Origin of the sequence: Mesorhizobium sp. M0217 (genome assembly GCF_040321955.1) — a bacterium.
Lineage (GTDB): Bacteria > Pseudomonadota > Alphaproteobacteria > Rhizobiales > Rhizobiaceae > Mesorhizobium.
Genome location: NZ_JAMYSN010000009.1, coordinates 134,591 through 150,343, shown reverse-complemented (window position 1 = coordinate 150,343; position 15,753 = coordinate 134,591). Strand labels below are relative to the sequence as shown.

Below are 15,753 nucleotides of genomic sequence, written 5' to 3'. Positions count from 1 at the left end.
AGCAGACGATGCCGCACCGCCGGCACCGCGGTCATCGCCTGTGTTTGAGGCGGACGAGGAGCTACTCACGGTTGCTTTCCGCCGATGCGACCATGATGCGTCGGTCCACCGCCTCCCGGAACACGCACGCAGGAGAGTGTTCCCTCAAAGGAGGGATCGCTGCCGGTCGCCAGCACGCCGGCATTTGTCACCCAAAGCATCTCGCCCGAGAAGACGCAGTTGGTCGTTGCCTTGCCACAGACGAAGAAACCCTCCGCTGTGCCGTTGGGCTTCAGAACGTGAATGCCGTTGGCGGCAATATCCGTGACATAAAGGCGGCCATCGGCTCCGACCTTCAGCCCGTCCGGGATCGGACTGGCCCCAGGCAAGCGGCCCAGGTCTTCGACGGAACCATCCGGACGCTGCCGCTTGACGCGCCCCGTATAGGACTCCCCCCAAATGATCGAGCCGTCGGCTTCGATCGCCACACCATTGGGGAAGGTCGGCTTGTCGAAACCGAGAGCAAGGTAAGCACTGCCATCGGGGTTGACGGCAAAAATGTAGCTTGGGTCCGGATTCCCCGGGTTGTATGTGCCGGGATCGCTGAAGATGAGCCGGCCGTCAGCAGCAAATACAAGATCGTTTGGCCCATTGAGCCGAATGCCCGCGACTTCGCTCAGCAGGATTTCCGGCTTTCCGCCTTCGGCAACCCGCTGGATCGATGGCGTCGTTATCTCCGCGGCCCGCCAAGGTCCGGTCGTGCCGCCGTTCTGGCAGACATAGAGCAGGTCATCCGATCCGAGAACGCAGGCGTTGGGCGCTCCGGCAACATACGCGAACTGGCGAGCACTTCCGTCGCGATCTATGGCCGTCAGCTGGCTGCGATAGCTTTCGACGATGACAATTCGGCCATCGGGCAGCACCGTCGGGCCCTCGGGCCAGCCAAGGCCGGTCGCGACAACCTCGACGGCCAGCTTTTCAACCTCGTTCATCGTGCGACCCCCAGAACGGCAGCCTAACAAGATTTGTCGGGTATAATCCAGCCTGGCGGTCTCCGGACCCGGCGACTCGAAAGATAGCCAGGCTGACGTGCGCGTTGCTGGGCCCCCCTAGGCCGCCCCCCCACCCCGGCGCCGGTGAACCCCGACGGGCGGAGGCCTATGGCTACAGCGCGAGCCGATCGGTGTCTACATAGCTCGGTAGCACTGGCTTGCTCCTCCAGGTTGGGTGGCAGGATTAGGTGCTGCTGAGGCCAGCGTGCAAGGAACAAGTGCAGGTGGAGAAGGTTGAATCTCAGTTCCTCTCCCTCTAACACTCACAAAGTCCAACAATTCTCTGCTCCGCTGCCAGGCGCTCTTGAGCCCGAGCGTTTGCAGGGCGTGCGTGTGGCCAAAAGCTGGGGAGCGCCGCAGCGCCCAGGCGTGCAAATTGCTCTCTGAACGCCGATCCTTCTCCGAAGCTGGGGAGTAGCCCCAAAATCCAACAGCAATATCATGCCTCAACGGCGGTTTTGCCACTGCCAGTTTTGCGGTTCGCTCGCCTGTCAAAAGGGACAGTCTTTCGGGTCACGATCCGGAGTGGGTTTGCCAAGGCTCCCGGAATCGAGGTGGCCCACTTTTGCGTCGGGGCTCCGCCACTCTTCAGATCAACAGCAACCAGCACCAATACGCACCAATCACCATTTGCACAGCGAACGCGGTGAACCTGAGACTGACCGCGAGTTGGCTGGTTGAGACGAGGTGGATCACCGACTGCACTATACGTGCGCCTAACATCGTGGAGGCCAAGGGATCCGTGACATCTGTCTTTGAAATGATGATCGCGACTCCGAGCAGACCTCCGAAGATTGGAAGCCCTTCAATGCAGTTGGCGTGGGCACGGGCTAACCTCCGCATAAACGGGGAGAGGGCTCCGTTATCTGGCGTAAAGCCGTTTGCCGGGACTTGCCCAGAGATCACCAGGTAGCTCCGGATAACTTCCATCACGATCAGCAGGGCCAGCGCCCACGAGATGAAGCCAGTCAATGCGTAAGCGCTCGCCGACATGTGCCCTCCCCGTTGCTAGCACTCTAGGTCGTTGTAGCCGATCAACTAGTCTAATGCTATTCGACGAGGAGGGGCGGCCTGTAGTGGGGCCGAAACGGAATAGCAGCTTTTGGACGTTGTGCCGGAATAGCTGCCGTTCAGCCAATCAGCAGTGATTGACCGCTTTCGCCCTTTAGCGACCCTTCCGCGCCAGATCAGTCGATGCTTGAAGCTGCCATTCGCAGAGTGAAAGCGGCGTCGAGCATGGTCAGAAAGGCGCGCACGGCGGGGTTGGCGCGTCGGCTTGCCGGCCAGAGCACGGTGACATTGTTTCGCTCGACCGCGAACGTGGACAGCACTGGGACCAGTTCGCCGCGCTTCACATAGGGAGCCGCCATGAAGGAGGCGCCTATGCCTATCCCACCGCCGGCTGCCAGCATGATGAGCACGGCATCGCTGGCATCGGCGACCACACCGGAATTGGGCACGATCTCGATTTCACGGTCGCCAATCCGGAAGGGCCAGCGAAAGGCCTGGCCTGTGCTCTGATATCGAAGGTTGACGGTGTCGTGCCCTTCCAGGTGATCGGGATGGGTCGGTGTGCCGCGTTCCTCGAGATAGGCTGGCGAGGCGAAGCAGCAAAGCCGATGGGGTGCGAGCTTGCGTGATAGTAGCCGGGTGTCAGCCAGATCACCGATGCGTATGGCGACATCGATCCCTTCCTCGATCATGTCCACCATCTGGTCACCCAGCCTGAGATCGACGATCAGGTTCGGATGGAGCCGACGGAAAGCCGGTAAAGCCGGAGCGATCAGATGCAGTCCGATCGGCAGCGACGCGGCCACGCGCAACGTGCCCGATGGTTCGGAGCGCGCGGTCATTGCCGCCTGCTCTATTTCCTCCGCCTCGCGTAGCAGACGCAGCGCGCGCTCATGCAGGTCGCGCCCTTCGGGCGTGAAGGTGAGCGAGCGCGTTGTACGGGTAAACAGCGACACTCCTAAATGCCGCTCGAGCCGCTGGACGCTCTTGCTGACCGCCGACGGGGAAATCGACAGCGCGCGCGCCGCTGCCGTGTAGCTGCCCAGCGATCCCGCACGCGCGAAGGCGATGATGCCAGTGAGCCGATCCAAAGTGATATGTTCCGCCATGGCATTACTTAACCGCCATCGGCACCGATTATCAACCGGCGGTCATGCCGCTAGATTCGCTCCAATGACATGGATGAGCGGAGATTTCACTAATGAGCGATAAGATGAAGGCAGTCCGTCTGCACGCATTCGGTGGTCCCGAGATGCTGGTGTACGAAGACGCGCCTAGGCCGGGTGTGAAGCCCGGCGAGGTGCTTGTCCGAGTCCAGGCGGCCGGGCTTAATCCGCCCGACTGGTATCTGCGGGATGGCTATCGCGCACTGCCGCCAGAATGGCGACCCAACGCGTCCTTCCCACTGATTCTCGGCACGGACGTGTCGGGCGTCATTGAAGCGGTTGGCGCTGACGCCGCTGAGTTCAGCATCGGTGACGAGGTCTACGCAATGGTTCGCTTCCCCGATAACTTGATGACGGGTAGCAATGCCTACGCGCATTATGTCAGTGTGCCGGCATCGCATGTTGCGTTGAAACCAGCCGGCATCGACCATATTCATGCGGCTGGTGCGCCGATGTCGCTTCTGACGGCATGGCAGTTCTTGATCGAACTTGGCCACGACGAGCCGAATCCGTTCCAGCCCTTACCGCATGAGCCGGTGCCCCTCGACGGCAAGACGGTGCTCATCAATGGTGCCGGAGGCGGTGTCGGGCATCTGGCCGTCCAGTTGGCGAAATGGCGGGGCGCGCGCGTCATCGCGGTGACATCGGCCAAGAACGAGGCGCTGATGCGCGATCTCGGCGTGGATCAATTCATCGACTACAAGACAACCGCGGCGGAAGATGTCGTTCGAGACGTCGACCTTGTCCTCGACGCGGTGGGCGGCGCGGACATGGAGCGCTTCTTCCATGTTCTGAAGCCGGGCGGCGCGCTGTTCCTGGTCAACCCACTGGGCTTCGCTGGTCACGAAGAGACAGAGAGGCTGGGGATCACGGTCTCATCCACACAGGTTCGATCCAATGGCGCGCAGTTGGCAAAAGCCGCCCGCCTGCTCGACGACGGCCTTGTGCGTGTCGTCATCGACAGCACATTCCCGCTGGCCGAGGCATCGCGCGCACATGAGCGCGCCGCCGACGGCAGTATTCAAGGCAAGATCGTGCTGGCCGTCTGAATTGTTGCTTTCAGTCCGAACGACCATCGGGAGTGCAGACGATCGGGCGCGATTACGCCGTTTAGCCGACGAAGACCACCGACCGACGTCCGGCTGAATCGTGCTCGACTACAAGTGCCGCGATGGCTGCCGCGATCTTCGCGCCGCCTTGCACTGACGGTTCGATAGGATTGGCGAAGTCCGCGTCCTCATTCGATACCAAGCGCAGGTCGACGAGCGGCAAACCGCGCGAGAACGCCGCCCGGGTGATGACGTCGTTGAGGACCGTCAGGGCAGTTGCGGCAAGTCTACGACGCTGTGGGTCGGGAAAGCGCGCCTCGTAGATCGTGCAGACAGCGGTGGGTAGGTTTTGGCCCAGCGCCCCCTCGAGCATCGTACAGTAGTCGTGCTCGAATGCCTCCCGGATATCGCTGATCCTGTCCAGAACCTCGGCCACCGAACAGGCCCCCTGCTCCAGAATCCCTGCATGACGAAGAGCATCATTGCCACCGACGCTGACGACAAGATGGCTAGCATCCTGGGGGAGCCGTTCAAGCTGCCGCTCGACGCCGCTTGTGACGGCGCCGTCGACGGCGTTTACCGTTGCACGCCACCCCTCCGGCAACCGCTCCCGCAGCTGCCGCACTACGTCGGGCCCGTGCGCGACATAGGCAGCGTTGTCAAAGATCGAATCCCCGAGAAGGACGACGTGTGGCATCGGATGCTCCGTTGAGGCCTCTGCCAATGCTGCATCAGCAGAGGAGGTAAGGTGGTGGGTTGTGACCGCGGCAGCGAGCACGGTCAGGAGATCACGGCGAGTCAGGCCACCTGCAGAACGGAACGGCATCTCAGCCGTCCAGGAACGCCAGAAGCGCGGCATTCACCGCGCTGGCCTCTTCGCGCTGTTCCCAATGCGTCGCCTTCTCGAACGTCTGCAGGCCCCGATCGTTGCAAAGGGCCAGACTGCGCTCGGCCAGGCCATATTCCAGAGCTTGGTCCTGCATCCCCCACAGTACAAGGGTCGGCGTCGTGATCCGCTCATTCAGGCTTGGGCGGAAGCGCAGCGCCCGATACCAGTTGAGCATGCCTGTCAGCGCCCCCGGCCGTTCCCAGGCCTGCCGATACTCTGCGATTTCCTCCGCCGTGAAGGCATCTGTTCGGCTGGATTTGATGAGCGCCCGTGCCAGCAGAGCCGAGCGCCCCGCCCCCAGAAAAGCCTCCGGCAGCAAGGGGAACTGGAAGAAGGCCGCATAGCTGCTCCGCAGGAACTGGGTCGGAGATCGCAAGGAATGGGCAAGCAGCACCTCGGGATGGGGCGCGTTCAGGATGACGAGCCTTTCCAGGCCGTGCGGCAGCTTTGCGCCTGCGGCCCAGGCGACGATACCGCCCCAGTCATGACCGACGAGGTGAAACCTTCCGATGCCGAGCGCGTCGGCGATGGCAACGACATCGCCGACGAGCTTGGGGAGCGTGTATTCACGGATGGCTTTCGGCTTGTCACTGGTGTTGTAGCCCCTCTGGTCGGGAACGATGACCCGGAATCCGGCGGTAGCGAGCGCATCGATCTGCCGTCTCCAGCCGATCCAGAAGTCGGGAAAGCCGTGCAGGAGCATGACCGGCCTGCCTTCGGCAGGCCCAACCTGGACGACGTGAAGCCCAATGCTCCCGGTGTTGACAAACCGATGTTCAGGCGCGTGTGAGACCATCGCCGGCAACGCGGTTGTCGCCAAAGCGATCCAGCGCACATATTTTTAAATCAACGCGCGCTACCCCGACAAGATAAAGCTCTGCCGTTGCATCTTCCGCCAGATGGGTCATAGCAACCCAAGAACAAGTTGGGGCCGCGAGCGGACTGTCAGCTTTTAGGCTGAAGTCACGGCAAGCCGACACGCCGCTGGCGTGTGTCCGAAGCTTCGACCCAACGCCTTCAAGTGCCTATGTGTTTGCCCAGACCGAGAACATAAGCCCGATCGTCAGTGCCGTCGCTGCATATAGGGCGGGCAAAACCCTGCGGTTCACGCCCAGGCGGAGCAAGGTGTGACCGAGATGATCTGTGCCGCCGATCCAAGGTTTTCGCCCCTGCAGCAAGCGGCGAGTGATTACGAAGACGGCGTCAATCAGCGGCACGGCAATCCACGCCAGGGAAGCGTCAAACCCTCTTTGCGACGCGAGTAGCACGATTGCCGCTCCGAGGAGAAGGCTGCCGCTATCGCCCATGAAAACGCGTGCCGGCGGATAGTTGAAGAATAGAAATCCCAGGCATGCTCCGACGCCCGCCATACCGAGAGCGCCGCCCAGCCCGAGGAAGGCGGCCGCGATTGCGCTCGCGGCAAGACCATCGGCATGGTCAAGCATATTGACGGCGTTGCAAGCGATCCAAATGATGATCGGAACCCACCACAGATGCGTAATGATACCGGCCAAAACAGCTGCGGCGGCCAACGCTGCTGCCTTGGCACCGGCAGAAAGAGATCGGAGGTCATCGAGCGCCCCTATCAAACAGAAGGCTGATAGCAGGAGAGTATGTTCAACGGGGAGCCATGGTGACATCGCGATCAGCATGGCGGGCCCCGCGAGCCGGGGAACCTCGCCTGATGTGTGCCATCGATCTTTCGTGACCTTGGAGACGGCTCCGATACGCCGCGCAAGACGCGCAAACAGCCAGACGCCGGGAACCGCGATGAGCAGGGCCCCGATGAACGGGACCAAGGAGCCAGACGTCAAGCAACCACTCGTTCGGTACGCATGTGCTCTATGCAGTCGAGGACCATCTGCCTCGTGCTTCGCACGGGTCGCCATCCGGTCATGGTTGTTAACAGGCTGGTGTCAGGTACTCGGTCGTATGTTACGGCGAACCGATCACCAAACACCGTGCTGGATGGTTTCATGATAATGGGCGCGGTCGTCGCGGTGGCCTCAACCACCATTCTTGCAAGATTTCCAATCTGAATCGCTTCGCTTCCGCCCAAGTTGACTGGCCGGCCACGCAATGACGGGCACTGCATTGCCAGCAGCAGACCTTCGGCGGCGTCGGCAACGTGCAGGAACGCCCGCCTTTGCTCTCCATCGTCATGGACTACGAGTGGTTCACCACGCAGCGCTGCATCGACGAACACCGGCAGGACGAGGCCGGTCGCCGAGCGCTGGCGCGGTCCGGCCATGTTGAATGGTCGAACGATCCAGGTCGGGATTCCGAATTCAAAATACAGTCCGGCCACTAAATGTTCGATCGCGGCCTTGGCAGCTGCGTAGCCCCATCTCGGTCGCAGGTCCGTCGTCACCGGATCGGATTCCGTGATTGGCCTGTCCCGGCCGGAGCCGTAGACTTCTGAACTCGACGTGTAAAGCAGCGGACGTCGGTGTACTCTGCACGCCTCCACGATCGCACAGCCTGATTCGAGAATGCGGCTGGTGACGGCAAAACGCTCCATGTGGGCAAGCTGAACGCCGATCGGACTCGCCAGGTGGAAGACTGCATCGGCCAACCCGACCTCATTGTGGACCGCCGCGCCGTATGCCGGATCGCCAACCCTGAAAGTGCGGATCGTCAGCCGGGAATTGCCGGTGGGCAGATTGGGCAGCAGCCCGTTCGAGAGATCGTCGATGACGGTTACGGTGCAATGGCGGGCGAGCAAAAGATCGACAAGCGCCGACCCTACGAAGCCTGCTCCGCCAGTAACCAGCACATGTGAGTGCTGGCCAAACTCGACCAAGTCCGCGCTATGGTTGTCCAAGGTTGCCACGTCCTCCCACGGGAGCGTCATCTATACAGTCGAGGATGGGGCAAACAACCACTTTCATATCAAGGCTGGCGAGTTTTCGTCGCCCTCGATATCATCAGCGAACAAACACCCACCCGAAATCCTGCCAGTTCTCCGTCCTTTGGTCACCAGACGATAGCTGATTCTGGCACATCCCCACCAATGTGGAGATTTCCGTCGTTCTGGCCGAAACAAATTGTGGGGGTATCTCCACGTTTCTCGCAATGCAACTTGAACCTCCAACAGCGAGTGCCGCCACTGCATAACTCAGGCCATCGACTCATATCGCGCAATTAGGCTAAGAGGCCAAGGGACTGTTCGGGGGGAGCTTTGAAGTCCGACTATCGCCCAGATATTGACGGGTTGCGCGCTATCGCAGTGGTCGCAGTGGTTTTTTTCCATTTTGACGTGCCCGGTTTTCGGGGCGGCTTTGCTGGCGTTGATGTCTTCCTTGTTATCTCCGGTTACCTGATCACGCGCCTTTTAATGGCTGAAGGCGGCGGACTGTCCCTTGTGGAATTCTACGGCAGACGCATGCGTCGAATATTGCCGGCGATGCTGGTGATGATCTGCTTCTCACTCGTTGCCGGCTGGTTTCTGTTGCTGCCGGGCGACTATGAAGGTCTGGGACGCAGTGCGGCATATTCCACGTTCGGATTGGGAAACTATTATTTCCTTTGGAATACCGGCTATTTCGATCGCGAGGCGGCGCTGCTGCCGCTGCTTCATCTCTGGTCGCTCGGCGTCGAAGAGCAGTTCTATCTCGTATGGCCGCTGTTGCTTCTGGTTGCCAACCGGCTGTCACGCGGCCGCCAGCTCCCCGTCGTCGCGCTGATCTGCATTGTTGCGCTGGTCAGCTTCTCGATCGCCCTCAATCTGGTGGAGGCCGATCCGAAGCAGGCATTCTATGTTCCCTTCAGCCGAGCCTGGGAGTTGACTATCGGCGGCCTGCTCGTCTTTGCGCCACCGAAAGGCCGCGGGCGTACGTCCAAATGGTTTGAGCTGAGCGGCCTTGGTCTTGTAGTCGCAAGCATCCTTTTTCTCTCGCCGAGCCAACCGTTTCCAGGCGTTTTCGCGCTCGGTCCTGTGATCGGGGCTGCTCTGGTCGTCTGGCCGCGGTCGCAGTCGACGATTTCGGCCGTGCTTGCGAGCGCGCCGTTGCGATCGACGGGCAGAATCTCCTACAGCCTGTATCTCTGGCATTGGCCGATCCTCGTGTTCTTCCGCCATTATATTGGCACCGCAATGCCCTCGGCGGTTGAATCGTGCGTGCTTTTAGCGGTTGCCTGGCTGGTGGCGTATCTGTCCTGGCGGTTCATCGAGGAACCCGTTCGCCGCCTGCGGGCGCCGCCATCCAGCGTGCTTCTCGCTGGTGCCGCCGCGGTGGCAATGGTTTGCCTGAGTGCCAATGCCGTGTTCGAAGCCCGTGGTTTCACCAGCAGGATCTCGAAGCAAGTCGAGGCAATGCGCAGCCTCGATGTGATGTGGGACTGGTCATGCCCGCAGATGGTCAGCATCGCTGAGTTGGGCAGTACCTTTTGCGCGTTCGGTGCGCCTTGGGACAAAGCGGCGCGCCACGCCGTGCTCTGGGGCGACAGCCATGCCGAGCATCTTGCGCCGCTGTTAGACAGCGCAGGTAAAAGAGAAAACACGGCTTTCTTTCTTTACCGCGCCTGTCCGGCCGCCTTTGGAGAAGGTGTCCACCGCGACTTTCCGGATTTGGCCGGATATCGGGAAAGCTGCTCATCGTCGCGAAAGGCCGCGGTCGCCATGCTGAAACAACGCAATGACATCTACCTCGTGGTGCTCTCCGCAGCCTGGACAAGCCTTGCCGACACCAATGTCCTTGCTGACAATGGTGAGAGGCAGACCAGCAAAGTCCTGTTGTTGCGCGATGGCCTGCGTAGCCTCATCCAGGAAGTCGAAAGGGCGGATCGGCGCGTCGCAATCATTGGCCAAGTGCCTGGTCCCGGCCTGGACCTGACTTCATGCGCAGCGATGCTCGAAAGCGGTATGCTAAGGCGTTGTTCGACCGAGATGAATAGCGAGCAAGTCTTCCGGATCTGGTCGCCTATGGTGTCCGCGCTCGCATCGCTCGTTCATGACAATAACGTCGTCTTCGTCGATCCGCTCAAAGGGATGTGTCCAGACAGACACTGCGCAACCTACGTCAATGGCGAGTTCATCTACCGAGATGGTTCGCATATACGCAGAAACCTGAAGCCCGAGACAGACGAAGCCGTCGCGCGAATGATGGGTCTCTATCCGGCCCTGAAAGGCCAGGAGCAAAACCGGTTGTCGGCTGCCAACACCACGCCGTCTCAAACGGCTGGCAAGAGCAATTGAACGGGATGCGAAGCGGCCAGGCTCCGCTCTCGACCACGGCTGGAATGGCCTGTTCGGAAGACAGCCGCGCGTTGCGGGTTGGAGAACAGTTCGGCAGCCCGTCATGTGCGGCAGCGGCTGGGGACGGTCACCGCACGGACATAGACGGGCTTAGAGCGGTCGCGGTGCTGGCTGTTTTGTTTTTCCACCTGAGATTCGCAGGTTTCTCCGGCGGCTTTGTCGGCGTCGATGTGTTTTTCGTAATCAGCGGCTTTTTGATCACCCGCATTGTGGCCACCGATGTGGAGGCAGGGCGTTTCAGTTTGGCGCATTTCTATTCGCGCCGGGCTCGCCGCCTGCTGCCGGCATTTTTCGCGACATTCTCCCTGTCATGCATCGCCGCGTTTCTTCTGCTTACGCCTCAACATCTGGAGACCTTCGCGAAATCGCTGATGGCATCGAGTTACGGCGTTTCGAACATCTTTTTCTGGCGCGAGTCCGGCTACTTTGATCTCGCCGCGCGGATGAACCGCTCCTTCATACATGGTCACTCAGTGTGGAGTGGCAGTTTTATCTCGTCTGGCCGATGCTGCTTTCAGTTTTGCTTGCCGCATTCCCAGGACGAATGGTTTGGTCGATCATCACGATTGCCATTCTCAGTTTCTGGCTCATTGTCGCATTCCAGGACGGATCGTTTTGGCCGTTTGCAGGGACCCCGGCGGCGGACTGGATCGCCGACGGCCGTGCCACCGTGTTTTACAACACGCCATTTCGCGTGTTCGAGTTCGCCTGTGGCGCGGCGCTGGTCTGGCTTCCCAAGCCGCGACCTGTCCTTGTCCACGAGCTGCTCGCCTGGCTGGGCTTGGCCCTCATAGCGTTTGCAGTGTTCTCTTTCGACAGCCGTTCGGGCGCGCCCGCCTGGAACGTGCTTGCCCCTGCCACCGGCGCCGCGATGGTGTTGTCTGCGAACCGTTCGCGATTGGGAGGTTTCGCCTTGCGCAATCGCGCAGTCGGCTATCTTGGTCGCATCAGCTACTCGCTCTACCTCGTTCATTGGCCCCTGATCGTGTTTTGCGAATACGGTTTGCTTCGCCCCCTGCTTCCGACCGAAGCGCTCTTCGTCGGGCTTCTGGCCCTCGTCATGGCCATGTCGATGTTTCATTTCGTCGAGCAGCCTTTTCGCGCTGGCCATGGCTTCCTCCCCTCTTTTGGACTTGCCTTGACTGGCCTGCTCTCATGTTCCGTGGTCAGTTACGCGATGTCGGGCGGAATGCCGTGGCGTCTTCATTCCGTCGCGGGGAACGAACTTGCCAACAGCGCAGCCCTGAAGGCGATCACCGGCTCGTTGGCCTGCTTGGATTTCTGCGAGTTCGGCAACCTTCAAAGTCCAAAGAAGATACTCGTGGTCGGCGATTCGCACATCGACCAATACACGCGGGCGCTTCAAGAACTCGGCGGTCAAGAATTCCATTTCCTGCTGGCCGATGCCGGCAATTGCTATTTCGGAGCAGAGTTCCAGACCAGAACAAACGGCGCGGTCACGCGGCACTGCCGGAATGCTACCGACCAGGCGGCTCGCTGGTTGAAGTCCGGTGACATTCTCGCCATTGTCCACGCGCAGCGCTGGCCCGGATATCGCACTCTTCTCGAACGGAAAGTGGATGGTGCGCCTGTCGAGATGCCCGACCTGGCAAAACTGTATGCGACCATGCTTGGGGACTTAGCGAAACTCTATGCCGCTTTTCGCGGTCCGGTGATCCTGATCGGGCACACGCCGGACGCCAATGTGGTCTGCCATTTGAGACCGACTTACCTTTCCTTGCCCTGCCCGGTTCCCACCCGGGTGGAGAACGTCGCCTTCGACCAGGCATTCATGGTTTTCGCCAGCCATTCCAGCTTTCACCTGCTTGATCCCGGCGAAACCATCTGTTCGGCAAATGGCTGTGATGTGACGGACGGCGCAGGGCATAGCCTCTACCTGGATGAGAACCACTTCTCCATCTACGGGGCACGCCTTGTTGTTCCGAAAGTCATAGAGAGGCTTCGCGACGACTTATCCGTGGCGTCAAGGCAGACGTCGACACAATCGACCAAGCGATGATTGTGCCCAGGAGAGCAAGGCACAGCGCGCTGACTGAGAGCGGAACGGCGACTGCGTAGGTTCGTCCGTTTTGGCGAGGGTCGCTCGAATCCGTGGCCGAAAACAGCACCGCGTCCCGCCGGCGAAAAGTATATTCGCCCGGGCCAACAGCCGGCCATGCGTTCGGCGCCCATTCAACTTGGTGGAGCGGGGTCCCTTCTTCACGCAGGTCTGAAGCCTTCAACAGGGGATCGAGGACAAGGTTGTCAAATTGGAAAAGGCCAGGAAATTGCGAGCGTGGTAGCAGCGTCTCGTACCCGCCTCTTGCGGTAAACATGGTCTCGTTCTGCAGCCGTCCGGTAACAAGCGACGGTGTGATGAGCAATATCGCAATGCAGCCAGCCGCAAAGGCCATCACGCCTGCATTAGCTCCAAAAGCAAAGCTGCGATGCTCGCCTTTTTTTGCTGAGGAATGTGTTTCAGTAAATCCCCGCCGCTCGGCAAGCATCCCACCAATTCCCAGCGCGACCGGAAGAAAGAGAGAGGGCGTCAGCAAGAGGTCATGCGATGTCAGCATGACCCCCACGAGTGCGACACCAAGGGCCAGATCGCCGGCGCTGCGGACATACCAGAAAGCGGAAGCGACCAGGCCGATCGGGATCAACCAGCCGATGTGCCCAAAAGCAATTGCGAAAAGGACAAGGGTGTTGTGAGGCGCGAGAGCCTGCGCCACCTCAAGGCCGCGACCGAAGAAGCCGCCTTCTCTGTACGCGAGCAGGCCTCGCTCCAGAAAGAGTGCTCTTGCCGAGATCGAATTTCTCTTGCCCTCGTCCACGAGACGTTCGCCTAGCGCCTGGATCTTGGCAGCGTTTGTGGATTGGCCTGTCGCGGACGAAGGCAGGCCGCTGAACGGAGGCGCAGATGAGGCAGTGGCTCGCGCAGGATCGGCTTGCGGAGGGTCTGATCTGATCGAAGGTTCTGCCGTCGGCTGGTCAATCGTCGCAGCCGAACTTGATTCAGCCAGAGCTTGTTGAGACGACGGCGCAACCGGGTCTAAGGCGGACGACGCAACCTCATCATGTGACGAATCGACAGCATCCGCCGCCTCATCGAGCGCCTTTCCAACCGAGATCATCCCGGCGAAGGAGTTGCCGACGGAAACGCGAAAATAAACATTTGTGGCGAGCGCGACACCGATTGTCCCCAGCAGTATTAATGCGACGGCGAGCGGGCGACCCCAGCCCCTTGGATCGAGCCTTAAACGACGGTGACCCCGAAATTGCTGCCAAATATCAACGGCAAACGGCACCGCCACGGTGCCACAGGCTGCAAGAATGTTCGAGCGGGAAAGCGTGACGAGCAGAGCGGCGCTTACGAGAACAAGGAAAGTGGCACGCCATTTTGGCGCGACGGCGCGATAGCTCGCCGCGGCGCCAAGAAGCAGGCCGGCGGCTGCCACATTCGGATTGATCGCCAGGCCGGCGGCTCTGCCAAGCGTACTGGTGAAGCCGTTGGCAAAAAGAAGGTCGAGGAAGCAGACCACCGCATTGAGCGCCGTCACCGACGCACATAGACGCAGCACCATTGCGGGCGATGAGGCGAGCATGAGGACAATCGCCCCGCCGCCAAGGAAAAGGGTAATAAGGTAACACTTTGCGACGATGCCAAGTGGATGAAGCGCAACCGGGGCAACCGCCATCGCCCCGGCGATCGCGAGCAGGAGGATCGCGCCACGCACGTCCCGACGGATTGCAAGAACGGCAATCGAAACAATCAACACGCTGCCGTAGAGGGCATGGAAAACCAGTCTGGCGAACTCGTCCCGGCCCGTAAAGAACGGCAGAAAATAGGGCATGAACCACGACTGATAGATGACTATGGAAAATGCACACAGCCCGGCGGCGACACATGGCAGGATGCTGCGCGGCGTAGGCGCCGAATTCACCGGGCCTTGGAAGTGAGCAATCCCGCTCATTCACTTGCCCGCGAGATAGAGGGTTTCATAAGCGTCCACCATAGCCCTTATGGAGTAGCGTTCGCGCATCGCCCGCTGACGAAATTTTCGGTCCACTGTCTGCTCGGGCAACCGCTCGAGAACGGCAAGCAGTCCGCGGGCCAGATCGGCAGGGTCACGAGGCTTCACCAGCACACAACCCGGCATGCCCGAAACTGCCTCCGGATTTCCACCGACATTGGTGGCCACCACTGGGAGGCCTGCGGTGAGTTTTTCCATCAGGGCGTTGCAAAAGCCTTCCTCGTGGGAGGCGATCACGCCGATGTCCATGCTGGCAAGCAGGCCTGGTACGTCGTCCTGAGCCCCGAGCAGCCGAACTGTCGATCCGACGCCAAGCCGCTGGGCTTGCTCCATCAGCGCCTGCCCAATGCCTCGATCTTGTCCGGCGATGAACAACCTCAGCTCCGGCCGACTTTGGCTTGCGCTTGCGAAAGCGTCGATAAGATCTTTGTGTCCCTTATAGGGAATAAGATTGGCGACGATGACGACCCCGACATCGTCAGGTTCAAGACCAAGGCTGCGCCTGATCTCATCACGGCGATGGCTGATACCATCGAAACGGCTCAGATCGAGACCATTGGCAATCACGCGCACGCGGGCGAGATCATAGCCATCCCGGGCCGCCATGTCGGCCGCGACCGCATGCGAGTTAGCGACCACCACATGTGAAAACCGATTGGCGATTCGATCCATGCGCTTCAGCCGCGGCCATCGCTCCTGGTGGTTGCCGAGACCGCGCCTGGAGGTGATGACGAGTGGGGCCAGCGCAAACCGACCTGCCAACGCGCCCAGAAAGTTGGTCAATGGCAAAAAGGCGTGAACCACGCGTGGCCGGGTCAAAATGATGCGACCAACGAGCAAAGTGATCGCGGCGCCGAGCACCAGCATTGCCTTGACGCTCGGCCGCGTCTTGGGGGCAACGCTCGATTTTTCTTCCGCCCCCGCCGCTGTCAGTGATGCGGGCAAGGGATTGGGGCGATGAAGCCCGTAGGATATTCGGATACCGGCACGATTCAGCGTTTCCGCAAGAACACCGCCCGACGAGAGGGCAAAGACCTCGACCTGCCAGCCCCGCGCCTTCAACTCCTTGGCAAGCAGCACCAGTTGGCTTTCCGTGCCTCCGAGATCGAGCGTCCCGATAATGAAGAGCACGTTGCGACGGGTCCTTCTCAGGCGCGCGGTGGAAGGCGCGGCAACGCGCTGTCGGCTTTCAGCATTAGTCAACGCAAGGTCTTCTCGCAGCGTCGCTCACCCCTCCGCCTGTTCTCGCCCGTTCCCGCTTCCACATAGCGTCCAGAGCCGGCAAGAAGAAGTCGTATTGCGCATACAATCCACAA

Annotated in this window: 13 protein-coding genes and 2 pseudogenes; 5 read left to right on the top strand and 10 right to left on the bottom strand. The window is 60.5% G+C overall.

The window, feature by feature from the left end; genetic code table 11:
• Positions 1–65 precede the first annotated feature (65 nt).
• The 3 genes from NKJ18_RS16935 to NKJ18_RS16925 all read right to left on the bottom strand — a co-directional run bounded on the left by NKJ18_RS16935 (position 66) and on the right by NKJ18_RS16925 (position 3,151).
• Positions 66–971, bottom strand: coding sequence for an SMP-30/gluconolactonase/LRE family protein (locus NKJ18_RS16935; protein ID WP_352758932.1), 906 nt, complete (start codon positions 969–971; stop codon positions 66–68).
• A gap of 648 nt (positions 972–1,619) precedes the next feature.
• Positions 1,620–2,024, bottom strand: coding sequence for an MAPEG family protein (locus tag NKJ18_RS16930; RefSeq protein ID WP_023682292.1), 405 nt, complete (start codon positions 2,022–2,024; stop codon positions 1,620–1,622).
• A 194-nt stretch (positions 2,025–2,218) separates the two neighbouring features.
• A complete protein-coding gene (locus tag NKJ18_RS16925; RefSeq protein ID WP_023689456.1) occupies positions 2,219–3,151 on the bottom strand; it encodes a LysR family transcriptional regulator in 933 nt (310 codons plus the stop codon).
• Between the two features lie 92 nt (positions 3,152–3,243).
• Here NKJ18_RS16925 and NKJ18_RS16920 point away from each other — a divergent pair, with 92 nt between their 5' ends.
• Positions 3,244–4,257 (top strand): NADP-dependent oxidoreductase, encoded by a 1,014-nt coding sequence (locus NKJ18_RS16920; protein WP_023705026.1) that lies wholly within the window; start codon positions 3,244–3,246, stop codon positions 4,255–4,257.
• Between the two features lie 61 nt (positions 4,258–4,318).
• On the opposite strand, the gene NKJ18_RS16915 is transcribed toward NKJ18_RS16920, so the two are convergent.
• The 5 genes from NKJ18_RS16915 to NKJ18_RS16895 form a co-directional block, all read right to left on the bottom strand.
• The gene (locus NKJ18_RS16915) at positions 4,319–5,083 is read right to left on the bottom strand and encodes an SGNH/GDSL hydrolase family protein (RefSeq protein ID WP_352758930.1); all 765 of its coding nucleotides are present in this window, start codon (positions 5,081–5,083) and stop codon (positions 4,319–4,321) included.
• Position 5,084: 1 nt separating this feature from the next.
• The gene (locus NKJ18_RS16910; RefSeq protein ID WP_352758967.1) at positions 5,085–5,942 is read right to left on the bottom strand and encodes an alpha/beta fold hydrolase; all 858 of its coding nucleotides are present in this window, start codon (positions 5,940–5,942) and stop codon (positions 5,085–5,087) included.
• Entirely contained in the window at positions 5,923–6,054 is a 132-nt protein-coding gene (locus tag NKJ18_RS16905) for a hypothetical protein (RefSeq protein ID WP_280939975.1), read from the bottom strand. Before NKJ18_RS16905 ends, NKJ18_RS16910 begins: the two co-directional genes overlap by 20 nt.
• Before the next feature lie 117 nt (positions 6,055–6,171).
• Entirely contained in the window at positions 6,172–6,798 is a 627-nt protein-coding gene (locus NKJ18_RS16900; RefSeq protein WP_352758927.1) for an MraY family glycosyltransferase, read from the bottom strand.
• A gap of 158 nt (positions 6,799–6,956) precedes the next feature.
• Positions 6,957–7,970 carry an NAD-dependent epimerase/dehydratase family protein gene (locus tag NKJ18_RS16895; RefSeq protein ID WP_352758924.1) on the bottom strand — a complete coding sequence of 338 codons (1,014 nt, stop codon included), beginning with the start codon at positions 7,968–7,970 and terminating at the stop codon, positions 6,957–6,959.
• Between the two features lie 357 nt (positions 7,971–8,327).
• On the opposite strand from NKJ18_RS16895, the gene NKJ18_RS16890 reads away from it, so the two are divergent.
• The 4 genes and pseudogenes from NKJ18_RS16890 to NKJ18_RS16875 all read left to right on the top strand — a co-directional run bounded on the left by NKJ18_RS16890 (position 8,328) and on the right by NKJ18_RS16875 (position 12,423).
• Positions 8,328–10,343: an acyltransferase family protein gene (locus NKJ18_RS16890; protein ID WP_352758921.1), complete on the top strand. Its 2,016-nt coding sequence runs from the start codon at positions 8,328–8,330 to the stop codon at positions 10,341–10,343.
• A gap of 5 nt (positions 10,344–10,348) precedes the next feature.
• Positions 10,349–10,720 (top strand): annotated as a pseudogene (locus NKJ18_RS16885) (acyltransferase family protein); the annotation flags it as partial.
• Positions 10,721–10,863: 143 nt separating this feature from the next.
• Positions 10,864–11,460: pseudogene (locus NKJ18_RS16880) on the top strand (acyltransferase family protein); the annotation flags it as partial.
• A 3-nt stretch (positions 11,461–11,463) separates the two neighbouring features.
• Positions 11,464–12,423, top strand: a complete 960-nt coding sequence (locus NKJ18_RS16875) for an SGNH hydrolase domain-containing protein (protein ID WP_352758965.1) — start codon at positions 11,464–11,466, stop codon at positions 12,421–12,423.
• Here NKJ18_RS16875 and NKJ18_RS16870 read toward each other — a convergent pair.
• On the bottom strand, positions 12,353–14,377 hold the full coding sequence (locus NKJ18_RS16870) for a hypothetical protein (protein WP_352758919.1): 2,025 nt from the start codon (positions 14,375–14,377) through the stop codon (positions 12,353–12,355). The genes NKJ18_RS16875 and NKJ18_RS16870 overlap by 71 nt on opposite strands.
• Positions 14,378–15,640 carry a glycosyltransferase gene (locus NKJ18_RS16865; RefSeq protein ID WP_352758917.1) on the bottom strand — a complete coding sequence of 421 codons (1,263 nt, stop codon included), beginning with the start codon at positions 15,638–15,640 and terminating at the stop codon, positions 14,378–14,380.
• Positions 15,641–15,753 lie beyond the last annotated feature (113 nt).

Bases quoted from the DNA above. Each gene is read 5' to 3' on its own strand.
- NKJ18_RS16935 (WP_352758932.1), bottom strand. From the start codon at position 971: ATGAACGAGGTTGAAAAGCTGGCCGTCGAGGTTGTCGCGACCGGCCTT.
- NKJ18_RS16930 (WP_023682292.1), bottom strand. From the start codon at position 2,024: ATGTCGGCGAGCGCTTACGCATTGACTGGCTTCATCTCGTGGGCGCTG.
- NKJ18_RS16925 (WP_023689456.1), bottom strand. From the start codon at position 3,151: ATGGCGGAACATATCACTTTGGATCGGCTCACTGGCATCATCGCCTTC.
- NKJ18_RS16920 (WP_023705026.1), top strand. From the start codon at position 3,244: ATGAGCGATAAGATGAAGGCAGTCCGTCTGCACGCATTCGGTGGTCCC.
- NKJ18_RS16915 (WP_352758930.1), bottom strand. From the start codon at position 5,083: ATGCCGTTCCGTTCTGCAGGTGGCCTGACTCGCCGTGATCTCCTGACC.
- NKJ18_RS16910 (WP_352758967.1), bottom strand. From the start codon at position 5,942: ATGGTCTCACACGCGCCTGAACATCGGTTTGTCAACACCGGGAGCATT.
- NKJ18_RS16905 (WP_280939975.1), bottom strand. From the start codon at position 6,054: ATGACCCATCTGGCGGAAGATGCAACGGCAGAGCTTTATCTTGTCGGG.
- NKJ18_RS16900 (WP_352758927.1), bottom strand. From the start codon at position 6,798: ATGCTGATCGCGATGTCACCATGGCTCCCCGTTGAACATACTCTCCTG.
- NKJ18_RS16875 (WP_352758965.1), top strand. From the start codon at position 11,464: ATGGCCATGTCGATGTTTCATTTCGTCGAGCAGCCTTTTCGCGCTGGC.
- NKJ18_RS16870 (WP_352758919.1), bottom strand. From the start codon at position 14,377: ATGAGCGGGATTGCTCACTTCCAAGGCCCGGTGAATTCGGCGCCTACG.